This is a genomic window from Pseudomonas sp. S2_H01 (genome assembly GCF_054668305.1).
Window position 1 is genome coordinate 4,516,036 of sequence record NZ_CP162756.1, and the last position, 16,092, is coordinate 4,532,127.

Annotated in this window: 13 protein-coding genes; 6 read left to right on the forward strand and 7 right to left on the reverse strand. The window is 62.1% G+C overall.

The features are described 5' to 3' along the window. Positions 1–169: 169 nt before the first annotated feature. Positions 170–2,911, reverse strand: a complete 2,742-nt coding sequence (gene acnA / locus AB4N84_RS20270) for an aconitate hydratase AcnA (RefSeq protein ID WP_460042832.1) — start codon at positions 2,909–2,911, stop codon at positions 170–172. A 245-nt stretch (positions 2,912–3,156) separates the two neighbouring features. Between acnA and rlmM the strand changes: the two genes are divergently transcribed. From rlmM to AB4N84_RS20290, 4 genes are all read left to right on the forward strand, one after another. Further along, positions 3,157–4,224, forward strand: coding sequence for a 23S rRNA (cytidine(2498)-2'-O)-methyltransferase RlmM (gene rlmM, locus AB4N84_RS20275; protein WP_460042833.1), 1,068 nt, complete (start codon positions 3,157–3,159; stop codon positions 4,222–4,224). Between the two features lie 37 nt (positions 4,225–4,261). Beyond that, positions 4,262–4,825 carry a helix-turn-helix domain-containing protein gene (locus AB4N84_RS20280; protein WP_460042835.1) on the forward strand — a complete coding sequence of 188 codons (564 nt, stop codon included), beginning with the start codon at positions 4,262–4,264 and terminating at the stop codon, positions 4,823–4,825. Between the two features lie 363 nt (positions 4,826–5,188). After that, the gene (locus tag AB4N84_RS20285) at positions 5,189–6,604 is read left to right on the forward strand and encodes an FAD/NAD(P)-binding protein (RefSeq protein ID WP_460042836.1); all 1,416 of its coding nucleotides are present in this window, start codon (positions 5,189–5,191) and stop codon (positions 6,602–6,604) included. A gap of 214 nt (positions 6,605–6,818) precedes the next feature. Then, complete coding sequence (locus AB4N84_RS20290; RefSeq protein WP_460042837.1) at positions 6,819–7,304, forward strand: hypothetical protein; 486 nt, start codon at positions 6,819–6,821, stop codon at positions 7,302–7,304. Here the strand turns inward: AB4N84_RS20290 and soxR are convergent. Further along, complete coding sequence (soxR, locus tag AB4N84_RS20295; RefSeq protein ID WP_143024436.1) at positions 7,295–7,756, reverse strand: redox-sensitive transcriptional activator SoxR; 462 nt, start codon at positions 7,754–7,756, stop codon at positions 7,295–7,297. The two genes, AB4N84_RS20290 and soxR, sit on opposite strands and share 10 nt — an antisense overlap. Before the next feature lie 198 nt (positions 7,757–7,954). On the opposite strand from soxR, the gene AB4N84_RS20300 reads away from it, so the two are divergent. Further along, complete coding sequence (locus tag AB4N84_RS20300) at positions 7,955–8,290, forward strand: antibiotic biosynthesis monooxygenase (RefSeq protein WP_074755005.1); 336 nt, start codon at positions 7,955–7,957, stop codon at positions 8,288–8,290. Positions 8,291–8,380: 90 nt separating this feature from the next. Here AB4N84_RS20300 and AB4N84_RS20305 read toward each other — a convergent pair whose 3' ends face one another. Together AB4N84_RS20305 and ssuD are read right to left on the reverse strand one after the other, a co-directional pair. Then, on the reverse strand, positions 8,381–9,484 hold the full coding sequence (locus AB4N84_RS20305; protein WP_460042839.1) for a sigma-54 interaction domain-containing protein: 1,104 nt from the start codon (positions 9,482–9,484) through the stop codon (positions 8,381–8,383). A gap of 60 nt (positions 9,485–9,544) precedes the next feature. Continuing rightward, on the reverse strand, positions 9,545–10,681 hold the full coding sequence (gene ssuD / locus AB4N84_RS20310; RefSeq protein WP_074755001.1) for an FMNH2-dependent alkanesulfonate monooxygenase: 1,137 nt from the start codon (positions 10,679–10,681) through the stop codon (positions 9,545–9,547). Between the two features lie 284 nt (positions 10,682–10,965). Here ssuD and AB4N84_RS20315 point away from each other — a divergent pair, with 284 nt between their 5' ends. After that, positions 10,966–11,862, forward strand: a complete 897-nt coding sequence (locus AB4N84_RS20315; protein WP_460042840.1) for a LysR substrate-binding domain-containing protein — start codon at positions 10,966–10,968, stop codon at positions 11,860–11,862. Positions 11,863–12,056: 194 nt separating this feature from the next. Here the strand turns inward: AB4N84_RS20315 and leuD are convergent, their stop codons facing one another. The 3 genes from leuD to AB4N84_RS20330 all read right to left on the reverse strand — a co-directional run bounded on the left by leuD (position 12,057) and on the right by AB4N84_RS20330 (position 15,922). Beyond that, the gene (gene leuD, locus AB4N84_RS20320) at positions 12,057–12,662 is read right to left on the reverse strand and encodes a 3-isopropylmalate dehydratase small subunit (RefSeq protein WP_460042842.1); all 606 of its coding nucleotides are present in this window, start codon (positions 12,660–12,662) and stop codon (positions 12,057–12,059) included. A gap of 1 nt (position 12,663) precedes the next feature. Further along, positions 12,664–14,097 carry a 3-isopropylmalate dehydratase large subunit gene (leuC, locus tag AB4N84_RS20325; protein WP_460042843.1) on the reverse strand — a complete coding sequence of 478 codons (1,434 nt, stop codon included), beginning with the start codon at positions 14,095–14,097 and terminating at the stop codon, positions 12,664–12,666. A 208-nt stretch (positions 14,098–14,305) separates the two neighbouring features. Next, positions 14,306–15,922, reverse strand: a complete 1,617-nt coding sequence (locus AB4N84_RS20330) for an inorganic phosphate transporter (RefSeq protein WP_460042845.1) — start codon at positions 15,920–15,922, stop codon at positions 14,306–14,308. Positions 15,923–16,092 lie beyond the last annotated feature (170 nt).

Consider the following 16,092-nt stretch of genomic DNA (forward strand, 5'->3'; position numbering starts at 1 on the left):
AAGAGTTTCGAGGGTGGAGGGTGTTTACCGAGAAGGCAGCGTTCAAGGGGGAACCTGTAGGAGCGAGCTTGCTCGCGAATGCATGGGATCAGTGAGCGGGAATGTCTCTGACCTGGCGCCTTCGCGAGCAAGCTCGCTCCCACAGGGTTACGGGTGTCTGCGTCCTCGACTACGAAGCGATCAACTGCCGCAGGACGTAATGCAGAATCCCGCCGGCCTTGAAGTATTCCACTTCGTTCAAGGTGTCGATGCGGCACAGCACCTCGACGTTCTCCTGTTTGCCGTTCTCGCGGGTGATCTGCAGGGTCAGGCTCATGCCCGGTTGCAGCGTGGCGCCGGTCAGGCCGGTGATGTTCAGCACTTCCTTGCCGGTCAGTTCCAGGGTTTTACGGCTTTGGCCGTTCTTGAATTGCAACGGCAATACGCCCATGCCAACGAGGTTGGAGCGGTGGATACGCTCGAAGCTCTCGGCGATCACCGCCTTGACGCCCAGCAGGTTGGTGCCTTTGGCCGCCCAGTCGCGGCTGGAGCCAGTGCCGTATTCCTGACCCGCAACGACCACCAGCGGCGTGCCCTCCTGCTGATAACGCATGGCGGCGTCGTAGATCGGCAGTTTCTCGTCAGTCGGGACGTGCAAGGTGTAGCCGCCTTCTTCGTTACCCAGCATTTCGTTGCGAATGCGGATGTTGGCGAAGGTGCCGCGCATCATCACTTCATGGTTACCACGCCGCGAGCCATAGGAGTTGAAGTCTTTGGGCTCTACACCCTTGCTGCGCAGGTAACGGCCCGCCGGGCTGTCGGCCTTGATGTTGCCGGCCGGGGAGATGTGGTCGGTGGTCACCGAGTCGCCGAGGATCGCCAGCACGCGCGCCTTCTGCACGTCGGCAATGACCGGCAACGGCCCTGCCACGTTTTCGAAGAACGGTGGATGCTGAATGTAGGTGGAGTCGTCCTGCCAGACGTAGGTCGGGTCTTTGGACACCTGAATCGCCTGCCATTGCTCGTCACCGGCAAACACCTCGGCGTATTCCTTGTGGAACATGCCTGTGCTGACGTTCATCACCGCGTCGGCGATTTCCTTTTGCGTCGGCCAGATGTCGCGCAGGTAGACGGGCTGGCCATCGCTGCCTTCGCCCAGTGGCTCGCTGCTCAGGTCGATGCGCACCGTACCCGCCAAGGCGTACGCCACCACCAGCGGAGGGGAGGCGAGCCAGTTGGTTTTCACCAGCGGATGCACACGGCCCTCGAAGTTGCGGTTCCCTGAAAGGACCGAAGCCACGGTCAGGTCGGATTGCTGAATGGCCTTCTCGATCGGGTCGCGCAGCGGGCCGGAGTTGCCGATGCAGGTCGTGCAGCCGTAGCCCACCAGATCGAAGCCCAAGGCATCGAGGTACTCGGTCAACCCCGCCGCGTTGTAGTAATCGGTCACCACCTTCGAGCCGGGCGCCAGTGAGCTTTTCACCCACGGCTTGCGCTGCAAGCCTTTCTCCACAGCCTTCTTCGCCAGCAGGCCTGCGGCCATCATGACGCTCGGGTTTGACGTGTTGGTGCAGGAGGTAATAGCGGCAATCACCACCGCGCCGTTTTTCAGGCGATAGGTGCTGCCCTCGTATTCATATTCCGCCTCGCCCACCTGTTCGGCGTTACCCACCGCCACACCACCGCCGCCTTCACTTTCGAGTCGACCCTCTTCGTGTTTGGTGGGTTTCAGGGCCAGGCCGAGGAAATCGCTGAACGCCTGGGCGACATCCGGCAACGCAACGCGGTCTTGCGGGCGCTTGGGACCGGCAAGGCTGGCCACCACCGAGCTCATGTCCAGCTCGAGCGCATCGGTAAACACGGGCTCCTGACCGGGCAGACGCCACAGGCCCTGAGCCTTGCAATAGGCCTCGACCAATTTGACCGTATCGTCCGGGCGTCCCGACAGGCGCAGGTATTCCAGCGTCACGTCATCCACGGGGAAGAAACCGCACGTGGCGCCGTATTCCGGGGCCATGTTGGCAATGGTCGCGCGGTCCGCCAACGGCAGATCGGCCAGGCCGTCGCCGTAGAACTCGACGAATTTGCCGACCACGCCTTTCTTGCGCAGCATCTGGGTCACGGTCAGCACCAGGTCGGTGGCGGTGATGCCTTCCTTGAGCTTGCCGGTCAGCTTGAAGCCGATCACTTCGGGAATCAGCATCGACACCGGCTGGCCCAGCATGGCGGCTTCTGCCTCGATCCCGCCCACGCCCCAGCCCAATACGCCGAGGCCGTTGATCATCGTGGTGTGGGAATCGGTGCCCACGAGGGTGTCCGGGAAGGCATAGGTGCGGCCGTCTTCTTCTTTGGTCCACACCGTGCGGCCCAGGTATTCGAGGTTGACCTGGTGGCAGATACCGGTTCCTGGCGGCACCACGCTGAAGTTGTCGAAGGCGCCCTGACCCCAGCGCAGGAACGCATAGCGCTCGCCGTTGCGCTGCATTTCGATGTCGACGTTTTCGCCGAAGGCCTTGTCATCGCCGAACTTGTCGACCATCACCGAGTGGTCGATCACCAGGTCCACCGGCGACAGCGGGTTGATGCGTTGCGGATCGCCGCCAGCCTTGGCGACCGCAGCGCGCATCGCCGCCAGGTCGACCACGGCGGGCACGCCGGTGAAGTCCTGCATCAGCACGCGCGCGGGGCGGTACTGGATTTCCCGGTCGGACTTGCGTTCGGTCAGCCAGGCGGCGATGGATTTCAGGTCTTCACCGGTCACGGTCTTGTTGTCTTCCCAGCGCAGCAGGTTTTCCAGCAGCACCTTGAGCGACATGGGCAATGTGTCTAGGTCACCCAGTGCTTTGGCGGCGTCTGGCAGGCTGAAGTAGTGATACGTCTTGTTGTTGACATCGAGTGTCTTGAGGCTTTTCAGGCTATCGAGGGAGGGCATGAACTAACTCCTTGACGGGTCCGCACGGTACGGACGGGCGAAACGGACGATTCGGAATGAGCGGTAAAACGGTGTCGTCGAGCGCTCTGGTCGGCGCCTTTTAATGCGCATTGAGTAGTACTGGACCCTGGGGCCAAGCCAGTGGTTCCTGATTCGGCTATCATGCGCCGCTTTCGAGTCATTGAGGTTAATCCTCAAGTATAGGTTGCGGTCGGTCATGGTCCGGCGCGCGAGGAGACCGTCCAGTGAACACCCTTTTCATGCACTGCCGCCCCGGTTTCGAAGGCGAGGTCTGTTCGGAAATCAGCGAGCACGCAGCGCGTCTGAACGTATCGGGTTATGCCAAGGCCAAACCCGGTGCCGCCTGCGCCGAGTTCATCTGCACCGAGCCGGATGGCGCCGAACGCCTGATGAACGGCGTGCGTTTCACCGATTTGATCTTCCCTCGGCAATGGGCCCGCGGCGTGTTCGTCGAGTTGCCGGAAACCGACCGCATCAGCGTCATACTTGAGCACATGGTCGGCTTTGGCACCTGCGGCAGTTTGTGGCTGGAGGTGGTCGACACCAACGACGGCAAGGAGCTTTCGACGTTTTGCCGCAAGTTCGAAGGCCCGCTGCGCAAGGCGCTGGAGAAAGCCGGAAAGCTGGTGGATAACCCGAGCCTGCCGCGCTTGCTGTTGACCTTCAAAAGCGGCCGGGAAGTGTTTCTGGGCCTGGCCGATGCCGACAACTCGGCGATGTGGCCGATGGGCATTCCCCGCCTGAAGTTCCCGCGCGAGGCGCCGAGCCGTTCGACGCTGAAACTGGAAGAGGCCTGGCATCACTTCATTCCCCGTGACCAGTGGGACGAGCGGCTGTCGGGCGACATGACCGGTGTCGACCTCGGTGCAGCGCCCGGTGGCTGGACGTATCAGCTGGTCAGGCGCGGTATGCTGGTGACCGCCATCGACAATGGTCCGATGGCCGAGAGCCTGATGGACACCGGTCTGGTGCAGCACTTGATGGCCGACGGGTTTACCTACAAGCCGCGTCAGCCCGTGGACTGGATGGTGTGCGACATCGTCGAGAAGCCTGCGCGCAACGCCGCCTTGCTGGAGACCTGGCTGGGCGAGGGCCTGTGCCGCGAGGCGGTGGTCAACCTCAAACTGCCGATGAAGCAGCGGTATGCCGAGGTGCGTCGCTTGCTCGATCGCATCGAGGAAGGCTTCAAAGCGCGGGGCGTCAAGGTTTCCATCGGTTGCAAGCAGCTGTACCACGACCGTGAGGAAGTGACCTGCCACCTGCGACGGCTGGATGTGAAGCGCAAAGCCTGAGACAGGGGTTTCAAGCCGTCCGTTGAGGAGTGATCGAGTGCCCAAGGAAAATTCACCCCGCGCCTCGGTGTTGCAGCACGTCAGCCTCAATGTGCGGCGTCTGCGACACGAAGCGGACTTGAGTCAGACCGCGCTGTCGGAAAAGTCCGGTGTCAGTCGGCGAATGCTGGTGGCCATCGAAGCGGGCGAGAAGAACGTCAGTCTGGCCACCCTCGACCGGGTGGCCGAGGCCCTGAATGTGGCGTTCAGCGACCTGATCCAGGCACCGGACGAGCGAGACCCTAGCCGGATCAACGAAGTCGCCTGGGCCGGTTCGTTGCCGGGGAGCAAGGCTGTCTTGCTGGCCAAGGCGGGCGCGCGGCGTGAAGTGGAACTGTGGGAATTCAGTCTCGCCCCTGGCGAGTCCTATGTTTCCGAGGCCGATCCCGATGGCTGGAGCGAGCAGGTTTACGTGATCGAAGGTCGCCTGACCGTCGCGTTGCCGGAAGAAACCCGACAGGTCGCCGCCAGTGAGTTCTTCATGTTTGCCAGCAACCGGCCCCATGCCTACCGCAACGACGGTGATCAGGTGCTGCGTTTTGTGCGCAATGTGGTGCTGTAGGCTGTAGAAGGCCGGTGCATCCCATCATCAGCATTCGCCAGCAAGCCGGCTCCTACAGAGTGAGGCCCGCTGCAAATCCACAGAACGCTGCGATCCCTGTGGGAGTGAGCTTGCTCACGCTCGCTCCCACAGGGTTCGCGTTTGGCTTCATGGCTGTTGCAAGCGCAACACCCGATCAGCAGTTTGCCCGCCCTGAATCACCCCAACCCCGCCAAAACCCGGCATGTGCCGTGCCTTGCATCCTTCGTACCGCAACGGACCGACCAATGTCCTGTTTGATTCCCTTCGCACGCTCTTCATAATCAGGCGTGCGCGCCCGTGCTGATGGCATGGCAATGAGTAACGCGAATAAGGCGAAGAATAATGAGTTCAGAGAACACGCAAGCGGGCGCCAATGTCCTCATCGTCGGTGGCGGCCTGAGCGGCACGATGCTGGCGGTGCAACTGCTGCGTCTGCCAGGCAGGCGCCACGTCGTCATCGTCGAATCGCGCAGCGAACTGGGGCGCGGCGAGGCCTACAGTGCGACCGAACTGGGTCACACGCTGAACGGCAACGCGGCGCGCATGAGTGTCGACCCGGACAACGCGGACGACCTGACCCAGTGGCTCGGTGACTATATTGCCGCAGGCGGCTGGCCCGAGTCGGACGAACAGCATGTGCCGGTGGCCGAACTGTTCCCGCCGCGCGGGATTTTCGGGCTGTATGTGCAGCAGCGTCTGGCCGAAGCCAAGGCTGCCGGAGCGCTGCACGGCTCGACGGTCGAGCATGTGCGTGGCGAGGTGACCGATCTGCAGAGCGATACCTCAGGGGTTGTCCTGACGCTTGCGGACGGCGCACGGTTGCGCGGCGATGTTGGCGTGCTCGCCACCGGCATGTATGCCGCGGCTCGAACGCCGCAACGGGACGCCAACGGGCTCAATGCCGCGGCGGTCGATCCTTGGGATGTCGATGCGATGCGTCACCTGGATCCGGGTGGACGGGTGTTGATTATCGGATCGGGCTTGACCATGGTCGACGCGGTGGTGTCATTGGAGCAGGCCGGGCATCGCGGTCCTATCGACGTGTTTTCTCGCCACGGTTTGTTGCCTCACGTGCGCCGTCAGCCGCCGTCCTGGCCGGATTTTCTGGGCGCCGATCACAGCATTCGCAGCACGCGGCAGTTGGTCCGGGCACTGCGCGAGCAATGCGAGCAGGCGATGGCGCAGGGCGTCGACTGGCAGGCGCCGCTGGACACCGTTCGGGTGCACATCGCGCGGTTGTGGAGTCAGGCGAGCGATCTGCAGCGGCGTCAGTTCGTTCGCCATGTGCGGCCTTGGTGGGAAAGCCATCACCATCGCTCGCCACCGCCCAGCGCACGGTTACTGGACCAGCTGGTGGAGGAAGGACGACTGAACGTTCATGCCGCCTCTTTGCTGAGCGTCGAGGAGGCGCACGCGGGACAGGTGCGGATCAGCGTGCGCTATCGTGGCGATGATCATTCGACGGTCGAAAGCGGCGCGGCGTTGATCAATTCGACCGGGATTCAATACGACTGGCGCCGGGTCGATCGTCCCTTGCCTCGCCAGTTGCTGGCGCGCGGCCTTATTCAGCCAGGGCCCTTGGCGCTGGGGATCGCTGCCGATCCAGGCGGCGCGGTGGTGGACGCGCAGGGGCAGGTGTCTTCCCGCCTGTTCGCCATGGGCCCGCCGTTGCGCGGTCTGTGGTGGGAAAGCACCGCGGTGACCGACGTGGCGTTGCAGGCCAAGGCATTGGCGGCGCGGTTGGTGACTGCTATCTGAAGCGCCCTCGCGCATGCGCATGCGGTGTGTATCAGCACGCTCACTGTTGAACAACCCACCGCGTGGCCCCCGATTGTGTCGACTTCGACACAAAATTCCGTGTTTGCCCTAAAGAGCTGTCCGAACGAGCCGAAAGCCCGATATCGCCCCGGTTTTTCCGTTTGAAGCGCCCGGGTGGATTGATGGGATATCAGGGCTATGGAGGCGTTCATTCATGTTGAGCTTGAGTTTCAGGAACCCGGCGGACGCCGCGACGCTGGTGCAGCAAACCCTCATCAAGCATCAGCAGGCTGTCGAAGAAACCGCCACGCCCAGCGCGGCCGACCAAATGCGCCAGGGCATCGAGGTGTTGTTGTCGCCCGAGGCGCAACAGGCGGCGAAGACCGGTGACAAAAACGCAGACATCGACGCGACTAACCTGCCCAAGCGCATCAAGGAACAATTGAAGATGATCCGCTCGATTCAAGAGCGCATCGCCAAACGCATGAAAGACATGCAGGCGTTCATGAAAGACCGTTCGCTGTCGCCGAGGGCGCGTGAAGGCAAGATCCGACAGTTGCAGATGGAAATCATGGCCATGACCAATTCGCTGATTCAGGCGACCAACCAGCTGAATCAGGCCATGCAGCAAATGAAACTGTCATTGGACGACCGTGCATTGGCGGCAACGCTGGTCAGTCCGCAGAACCTTCAGTCCTGATCCAGCAGGCGCGGTCCGGCGCCGCTTTCACCCAGGCTGTCGCCCCAGTTGCGCAAGGGGCACGCGTCCATGGACAGGCAGCCACACCCGATGCAGCCGTTGAGTTGATCGCGCAGCGCCGTGAGGCGGTTGATCCGTTCGTCCAGGTCGGCTTTCCAGCATTCTGACAGCCTGTTCCAGTCCTCGGTGGTCGGCGGGCGATCGGCCGGCAATGTGTCCAGGGCCGACTGAATGCTGGCCAGTGGGATTCCCAGACGCTGTGCGGTCTTGATCAGCGCCACGCGACGAAGCATGTCGCGAGGGTATCGGCGTTGATTGCCGGCGTTGCGCTGGCTGCTGATCAGGCCCTTGGCTTCGTAGAAACGCAGCGCGGTAATGGCCACGCCGCTGCGTGCCGCGAGCTGGCCGACTGTGAGTTCGCGGGTGACCAGCGGGGTATCGGCGCTTCGCATGTGGCTGTGGGCTCTCTGGTTGATTGCTAAATGACACTTGACCTCTACTTAGGTGGAGGTTTTACCCTTCGTGGCCTTGGTTCGCAACAGGCACTGCCCGCAACTGCCATCCGTAACAGCACCGCAAGATTCGTCGTTCGCACGATCAGGCCATGAAGCATTCTGTTCAGCGACATCCGTCATCAGTGGAGAGCGTTCATGACGTCACAAGACTCAAACCTTCCGTTCAGTCAGTTCGTCGAGTTTATGGTTGATCCGCGTCATCAATCGGGCCTGGTGACGGCGCTCAATGAGCGCTTCGAGCGATTCACCCGCACTTACCCCGGCTTTATCCGCGCCAGTGTGCACGTCAGTGAGGATCAGCAGCGCGTCCTCAGTCATGTGCTGTGGCAGTCCAAATCCGATTGTGAGAAAGCGTTTGAGAATGCCGAGCAGGGCGAGGGTGATCTGTGGGGCCTGATTCGCGCTCATCGCACCACAGCGATGACCTTCAATGCCTATGAGCTGGTCAGCGAAACGGTCGGGCCGCGCTGATCATCGGTGGCAATCACGCTTTCGAGCATTGCAACCTGTGGGAGCACGCTCACTGCCACAGGCATGAGGCGAAGCTTCAGGCGATGAGCATCAAACCGACAATTGCATCATCCGGTCACCCTGAATCTGTTCGCCAGGGCGGCGTTTATTCACGGCCAACTCGCCAATCTTGATCAAGCGTGCGCGAATCACATTGCGGCTCAAACCCAGCAACTGCGCGGTATGCACCTGGTTGTAGTGGCTGAAACGATAGGCCGCACGCAGCAGCGCATCTTCGACCTTCTCGTGCAGCGCTCCGGCCTGCTCTTCAAACAGCTTTTGAAACGCGCGGGCAAGTAATGCGTCCGTCGAGTCATCGACGATGGGCGTCGACTCCTCCTGACGTTCCAGCCTCAGGTTCGACAGGCGCAGGTCGTTGGCTTGAATCACGCCGTTACGGCAAATCAACAGCGTGTGATGGATGACGTTTTCCAGCTCACGGATATTGCCGGGCCAACTGTAGGTGCGCAGCTTGTGTTCCGCCTCGCTGCTGATCTGGATCGGTCCGCAGCCCAGACGCTGGCTGTAGACCTCGATGAAGTGGCGGGTCAGCGGCATGATGTCGCCTGGCCGTTCACGCAAGGTGCTCAGCTCCAGATTGACCACGTTGAGGCGATAGAACAGGTCCTCGCGGAAATGTCCGGCGTTGATGGCGCGTTCCAGTTGAACGTTGGTGGCCGCCAGGACGCGTACGTTGATCGGGGTGCTTTTGCGCGAACCCAGCCGCACCACCTCACGCTCCTGCAACACCCTCAGAAGCTTGACCTGGATTGCCAGCGGCAGGTCGCCGATTTCGTCGAGAAACAACGTGCCGCCGTTGGCTTCTTCGAACCAACCGGCCTTGGCGGTCAGCGCCCCGGTGAAGGCGCCTTTCTCATGACCGAACAGCTCGGCCTCCACCAGCGACTCAGAAAATGCACCGCAGTTCACCGCCACAAACGGCTGATGCCGACGGCTGCTGAGGTTGTGCACGTGACGCGCGACCAGCTCCTTGCCCGTGCCCGTTTCACCGATGATGAGGACGCTGGCATCGCTGGGCGCCACTTGCTGGATATGGGCCAGCAGCGCTTGGGATTTCGGGTCTTCGAACACCTGCGCGGTGGCCCGGATCGACGTGGCCAGGGCGGGAGAGGGAGGGAGTGTCAATAGCTGCATGGGGGTCACTTGTATTCGGTTTTACTGATGGCTGTTCTGTAGGAGCGCGTCATGGCTTGGCTATTTCTGCGGCGGCAGGTCGTTGGCGATCATCTCGCCAAACGGGCCCGTCAGGTTGGTGATGCCGCGCCCGGCCAGACTGCGGTAAGGCTCAGGCAGCAACGGGAACACCAGTTCGGCGAAGCGGTACGCTTCCTCCAGATGCGGGTAGCCGGAGAAGATGAAACTCTCGATGCCCAGGTCCGCGTATTCCTTGATGCGGGCCGCGACCTCTTGGGGGTTGCCGACCAGCGCAGTGCCTGCGCCGCCACGGACCAGGCCGACGCCTGCCCACAGGTTCGGAGCGATTTCCAGGTTGTCGCGGCGACCGTCATGCAGCGCGGCCATGCGGCGTTGGCCTTCGGAATCGAAACGGGAGAAGGACTTCTGCGCGGCAGCGATGGTGTCGTCGCTGATGTGCTCGATCAGGGTGTCGGCGGCTTTCCACGCTTCTTCGCTGGTCTCGCGCACAATCACATGCAGGCGAATCCCGAACTTCACGGTACGCCCATTGCGGGCAGCGCGTTCGCGGATGTCAGCCAGTTTTTCGGCGACCGCGGCAGGCGGCTCGCCCCAGGTCAGGTACACGTCCACTTGCTCGGCGGCCAGTTCGTGCGCGGCCTCGGATGAGCCCCCGAAGTACAGCGGCGGGTAGGGCTTCTGAATGGGCGGGTACAGGGCCTTGGCGTTCTGTACCTTCAGGTGCTTGCCTTCGAAATCCACCGCTTCACCTTGCAGCACGCGACGCCAGATCTTGAGGAATTCGTCCGTGACTTCGTAACGCTCGCTGTGGCTCAGGAAGCTGCCGTCGCCACGGTTTTCGTCAGGGTCGCCACCGGTCACCACGTTGATCAGCAAGCGGCCGCCTGACAGACGATCCAGCGTTGCGGCCATGCGTGCCGACACGGTCGGCGAGATGATGCCCGGACGGATCGCGACCAGATAACGCAGGCGCTCGGTCAGCGGCACCAACGCCGAGGCGATCACCCAGGAGTCTTCACAGGAACGGCCGGTGGGAATCAGCACGCCGTGATAACCCAGGTCATCGGCGGCCTGGGCCACTTGTTTCAGGTAATTGAGGGTGACAGGACGCGCGCCCTTGGTGGTGCCCAGAAAATGGCCGTCGCCGTGGGTCGGTAGAAACCAGAAAACATCCATGAAGAGTCCTTCGAGCAGAATCGATGGCTTTTGTTGGGGTCGGCTGTGCAGGCCAAGTGGGGACTATTTATAGAGGTTGCGATTTATTCCGTAAAAGAACTGAATTCCATATTTTTATAACGTAAAGAGATATGCCGATTTTTAAGTCTTGAAACGATTGTTTCGGGCGCGGTGGTATCCTCAGCCGCACGCCACCTGTAGGCGCGCGGCCCGGAGACCAGCCACGCGCCTACCGGTGAGAAAATCGAAAACCGCGAAAGAAGCCGCATGACCTCAAAAAAGAAGTGGCGCCACTCCCCGAAGACCTGCGGGTTTTCCTCACCGTGATTCGCAAAGCCGGATTCGCCGCCGCTGCGGACGAACTCGGTCTGTCGCCGGCCTACGTCAGCAAGCGCATTCAGATTCTGGAGTCGACCCTCGCCACACGCCTGTTGCACCGCACCAGCCGCAAGGTTGCGCTGACCGAAGACGGTGAGCGTGTGCAGCGTTGGGCGGTGCGGATTCTTGAGGACTTCCAGCTGCTGCATGACGAGTTGTCCGACGCGCATTCGGCACCGCGCGGCAAATTGCACCTGTGCAGCTCGTTCGGCTTCGGGCGCAATCACGTGGCGCCCGCTATCTCGAAACTGGCCGAGGCCTACCCCGACCTGGAGGTGCGCCTGGATTTGTTCGACCGGGTGGTGGACATCGTCAGCGAGGGGTTCGACCTGGAAATACGCGTCGGTGATGACATCCCCGGCCAGCACATCGGCCGACAACTGGTCAGCAATCGTCGGGTGCTGTGCGCGGCGCCCGATTACCTGGCGCGCCGGGGCACGCCGCAGCAGCTTGCGGACCTCGAACAGCACGATTGCCTGGTGATCAAGGAGCGCGACAATGCTTTTGGCATCTGGCATGTCGAGCGTGACGGGGTGCAGGAAAGCGTGAGGGTCAGCGGGCCGTTGTCGTCCAACAGCGGCGAAATCGTCCTGCAGTGGGGGCTCGACGGGCGAGGGGTGTTGCAGCGTTCGTTGTGGGACGTCAAACCGTTCCTCGACCAGGGACGGCTGGTGCACGTGCTGCCCGAGTACACCGAGAGCGCCAACGTCTGGGCGGTCTACCCGACGCGGCTGGCCAATTCAGGGAAGCTGCGCGTGTGCGTGGAGTTTCTGCAGGCGCATTTTCGGGGGTTGTCGTTGTGATTCAGCACGACCACCTTGTAGGAGCGTGGCTTGTCCCGCGATCTGGCGCGAAGCGGCAGCAAACCCGGCAAATGCGGTGTGTCAGGTAGGCAAAGGTGCCTGATTTTGCTGCCGGTTCCCGGCAGATCGCGGGACAAGCCACGGTCCTACACGTTTGAGTAACCTGGTGAGCTTCTACAGGTATTCGAGGTGTGTCAGAGCCAGGGATTCTCGGCCAGATGTTTCTGCTGGAACGCCAGTATCTGCTCGCGCTTTTGCAGCGTGCTGCCGATCGCGTCCAGCCCCAGCAAGAGCGCGTTCTTCCTCAGTTCGTCGATCTTGAACGGCATGACCTCGCCGTCCTGCAAACGGATCTCCTGCGCCTGCAGGTCCACCTCAATCTGTGCAGTGTCTTGCTGGCTGATCAGTTTGCCCAACACCTGAACCTGCGGCTCATCCAGCACGATGGTCAGCACGCCGTTGCGCTGGCAGTTGTCGTAGAAAATCCCGGCGAAGCTGCTGCCGATCAACGCTTTGATTCCCATCTGCTTGAGGCCCCAGACCGCGTGCTCGCGGCTGGACCCGCAGCCGAAGTTCGGCCCGGTCACGAGGAACTTCGCGCCTTGCCAGCCCGGCTGGTTGAGGATGAAGTCGGGGTGGGGTTCACCCGACGGCAGAAAGCGCAGGTCGAAGAAAAGGCCGCGGTCCAGCCCGGCCCGGTCAATGCCCTTGAGGAACTGCTTGGGCATGATCACGTCGGTGTCGATATTGGCCGCCAGCATCGGCGCGGCCTTGCCGCTGACTTGGATGAAAGGCTCCATCTCAGAAACTCCCTTGCAGGCTGCGAACGTCGGTCAGGTGACCGGTAATGGCGGCCGCGGCGACCATTGCCGGGCTCATCAAGTGGGTGCGTGCCCCTGCGCCCTGACGGCCTTCGAAATTGCGGTTGGTGCTGGAGGCGCAGCGGTCGCCCGGGGCAAGCACGTCATCGTTCATCGCCAGGCACATGGAGCAACCCGACTGACGCCACTCGAAACCGGCATCGCGGAAAACCGCGGCCAGCCCTTCGGCTTCGGCCTGGTCACGCACGGCGGTGGAACCGGGGACGATCATCGCCCGCACATGGTCGGCGACGTGTTTGCCACGCACCACCTTGGCGGCGTCGCGCAGATCTTCGATCCGGGCGTTGGTGCAGGAGCCGATAAACGCGTGGCTGATGACGATGTCGCTCAGCGGCATGCCGGCCTGAAGGCCCATGTAGGTCAAGGCGCGGCGCATGTCCTGGCGCAGGATCGGGTCGGCGATGGCCTCCGGGTCCGGCACGCTGCCATTGATGGCGCTCGCCTGGTCCGGGCTGGTGCCCCAGGTGACCATCGGTTCGAGGTCACGGGCGTCGAGGTGGATCTCTCGGTCGAACACCGCGTCAGGGTCGCTGTGCAGGTGTTTCCAACGGGCGACGGCACGCTCCCAGAGTTCGCCCTTCGGCGCACGGGGTTTGTCCTTGAGGTAGGCGAAGACTTTGTCGTCCGGCGCCATGAAGGCGCCGCGCGCGCCCGCTTCGACGGCCATGTTGCAGATGGTCATGCGCGCTTCGACGCTCAGCGCCGCAATGGTCGAGCCGGTGAACTCGATGGCGTAGCCGGTGGCGCCGGATGCGCCGATCTTGCCGATCAGCGCCATGATCACGTCTTTCGACGTCAACCCGCTGGACAAGCCGCCCTCGACCGTCACACGCAGGGTTTTCAGGCGTTTGTAGACCAGTGTCTGCGAGGCCAGCAGGTGCTCGATTTCCGAGGTGCCGATGCCGAAGCCGAACGCACCCAGCGCGCCGTAGGTGGTGGTGTGGCTGTCGCCAGCCGCAATCACCATGCCGGGAAGAATAAAACCCTGCTCAGGGGCGATGACGTGTTCGATGCCCTGACGCTTATCGAGCACGTCGAACAGTTCAATCCCGAATTTTTCGCAGTTGTCGGCCAGGTAGGACACTTGCAGTGCGCCCCCCGGATCGGCCATGGCGGCGACACGTTGCGGCGCGGTGGGGTTGACGTGATCGACCACCGCCAGCGCGGTTTCAGGCCGCCAGACATCCCGGCCCGCTTCGCGCAAACCGCTGAAGGCTTGGGGGCTGGTGTATTCGTTGATCACCTGACGGTCGATGTAGAGCAGGACATGGCCCTGATCATCGAGGGTGCACACGGTGTGCGAGTCGATGTGCTTGTCATACAGGGTTCTTGAAGTCGGTCTTGTTGGCGTCATCGGCAGGCTCACTTGAAAGAAATCACGGCCTTGAAGGCTTGCTGACATCTTAAGCAGGCGAGGGTGGCCATCAATGGCCGAACGGTGAGGGCTTGGAACATGGATCGTGTTTGATGAGCCGGGTCCGCCGCCACGGTGGGTGTTTTCCACCGGGCAAAAAAACAGGCGCCGAAGCGCCTGTGAAGGAGAGCACGTGAAGCGTTGATCATTAGAAAATCTGGGTGAAACACCAGTACAGCCCGCCTGACAACAGGATGGCGGCCGGCAGGGTCAGGACCCAGGCCATCGCCAGGTTGCGCAGGGTGCGCATCTGCAGGCCGGAGCCGTTGGCGGTCATGCTGCCCGCCACGCCGGAGGACAGGACGTGGGTGGTCGACACTGGCAGGCCGTACATGTCAGCGGCGCCGATGGTCAGCATGGCGACGACTTCCGCCGAGGCCCCTTGGGCGTAGGTCATGTGGGTTTTGCCGATCTTTTCACCGACGGTGACCACGATGCGTTTCCAGCCCACCATGGTGCCCAGGCCCAGCGCGATGGCCACGGCGACCTTGACCCACAGCGGAATGAAGCGCGTGGCGTTGTCGATCTGCTGCTTGAACAGCTGCACCTTGCTCTGGGTGTCCGCGTCGAAATTGCCCACCTTGTTCTTGTCCATCAAGCGGATAGCTTCGGACGTCAGGTACATGTCGTTACGCACGTTGGCGGTCGCTTCGGCGGGCACTTTGGACAACGAGCCGTAGCTGCCGACCTGATCGCCGATCTTGCCGGCCATGACCGCCAGCGCCGGAATCAGCTCGGGCGTTGCCTGTTTATCGCGAATGTAGTTGGACAGCGTCTGGCGCGAGTCGGCGGGCGCGGGCAGCGGCGCGGCCTTGGTCAGTGCCTGTTGGGTGACTTGCGCGACCGCGGCGAACTGCACCGACTGATCGGCCGGCATCGCACGGTTAAGCGCGTAGGCCATCGGCAGTGTACCGACGAGGATCAGCATGATCAGGCCCATGCCTTTCTGACCGTCGTTGGAGCCGTGGGCGAACGAGACGCCGGTGCAGGTCAGGATCAGCAGCCCGCGAATCCACATCGGCGGCGGCTGGTTGCCTTCCGGCGCTTTGTACAACGCGCGGTTTTTCACGAACGCGCGCAGTGCCAGCAGCAACAGCGCCGCGCAGGTGAAGCCCACCAGCGGCGACAGCAGCAGCGAGTAGCCGATCTTGGTGGCTTGCGACCAGTCCACGCCGCTGGTGCCGTCACGGCCGTGCATCAGCGCGTTGGCAACACCCACGCCGATGATCGAGCCGATCAGCGTGTGCGAAGACGACGCCGGCAGGCCCAGCCACCAGGTGCCGAGGTTCCACAGGATTGCGGCGATCAGCAGGGCGAAGATCATCGCGTAACCCGCCGAGGATCCGACCTGAAGAATCAGTTCGACCGGCAGCAGGGCGATGATGCCGAACGCCACCGCGCCGCTGGAAAACAGTACGCCTAGGAAGTTGAAGACGCCCGACCAGACCACTGCGATGTTGGGCGGTAGGGAATGGGTATAGATGACGGTGGCCACCGCGTTGGCGGTGTCGTGGAAACCGTTGACGAATTCGAAGCCCAACGCGATCAACAGCGCAACGCCGAGCAGCAGGAAAGGCGTCCAGGTCAGCACAACCGTGCCCAGTTCATCCATGTCCTGCTTGAGGCTGAACGCCGTGTACAGCAGACCCAGGCCGAGTACGGCGAAGAAGATCACCATCGTCAGAACACCGGGCTTGCGCCCGAATTGAGAACTCAGCCCGGCTCCTTGTTTCAAGGAGCCTTGCGCCAGTGTAGGGGTCGCCATGATTCACAATCCTGTTGAGATGGGATGACAATCATGATCATTTCAAAATGTGACAGAGATGCGACTTAGGTCAGCTTTGTGCCGGATTTGTTGCGCTAAGAGATAGATGGCATTGAAAAAATGGGTTTCGCCCGATCACCTTTGCAAACGCAACCCGCTTTTGATTCTGC

Bases quoted from the DNA above. Each gene is read 5' to 3' on its own strand.
- acnA (WP_460042832.1), bottom strand. From the start codon at position 2,911: ATGCCCTCCCTCGATAGCCTGAAAAGCCTCAAGACACTCGATGTCAAC.
- AB4N84_RS20285 (WP_460042836.1), top strand. From the start codon at position 5,189: ATGAGTTCAGAGAACACGCAAGCGGGCGCCAATGTCCTCATCGTCGGT.
- AB4N84_RS20290 (WP_460042837.1), top strand. From the start codon at position 6,819: ATGTTGAGCTTGAGTTTCAGGAACCCGGCGGACGCCGCGACGCTGGTG.
- soxR (WP_143024436.1), bottom strand. From the start codon at position 7,756: ATGCGAAGCGCCGATACCCCGCTGGTCACCCGCGAACTCACAGTCGGC.
- AB4N84_RS20300 (WP_074755005.1), top strand. From the start codon at position 7,955: ATGACGTCACAAGACTCAAACCTTCCGTTCAGTCAGTTCGTCGAGTTT.
- AB4N84_RS20305 (WP_460042839.1), bottom strand. From the start codon at position 9,484: ATGCAGCTATTGACACTCCCTCCCTCTCCCGCCCTGGCCACGTCGATC.
- ssuD (WP_074755001.1), bottom strand. From the start codon at position 10,681: ATGGATGTTTTCTGGTTTCTACCGACCCACGGCGACGGCCATTTTCTG.
- leuD (WP_460042842.1), bottom strand. From the start codon at position 12,662: ATGGAGCCTTTCATCCAAGTCAGCGGCAAGGCCGCGCCGATGCTGGCG.
- leuC (WP_460042843.1), bottom strand. From the start codon at position 14,097: ATGACGCCAACAAGACCGACTTCAAGAACCCTGTATGACAAGCACATC.
- AB4N84_RS20330 (WP_460042845.1), bottom strand. From the start codon at position 15,922: ATGGCGACCCCTACACTGGCGCAAGGCTCCTTGAAACAAGGAGCCGGG.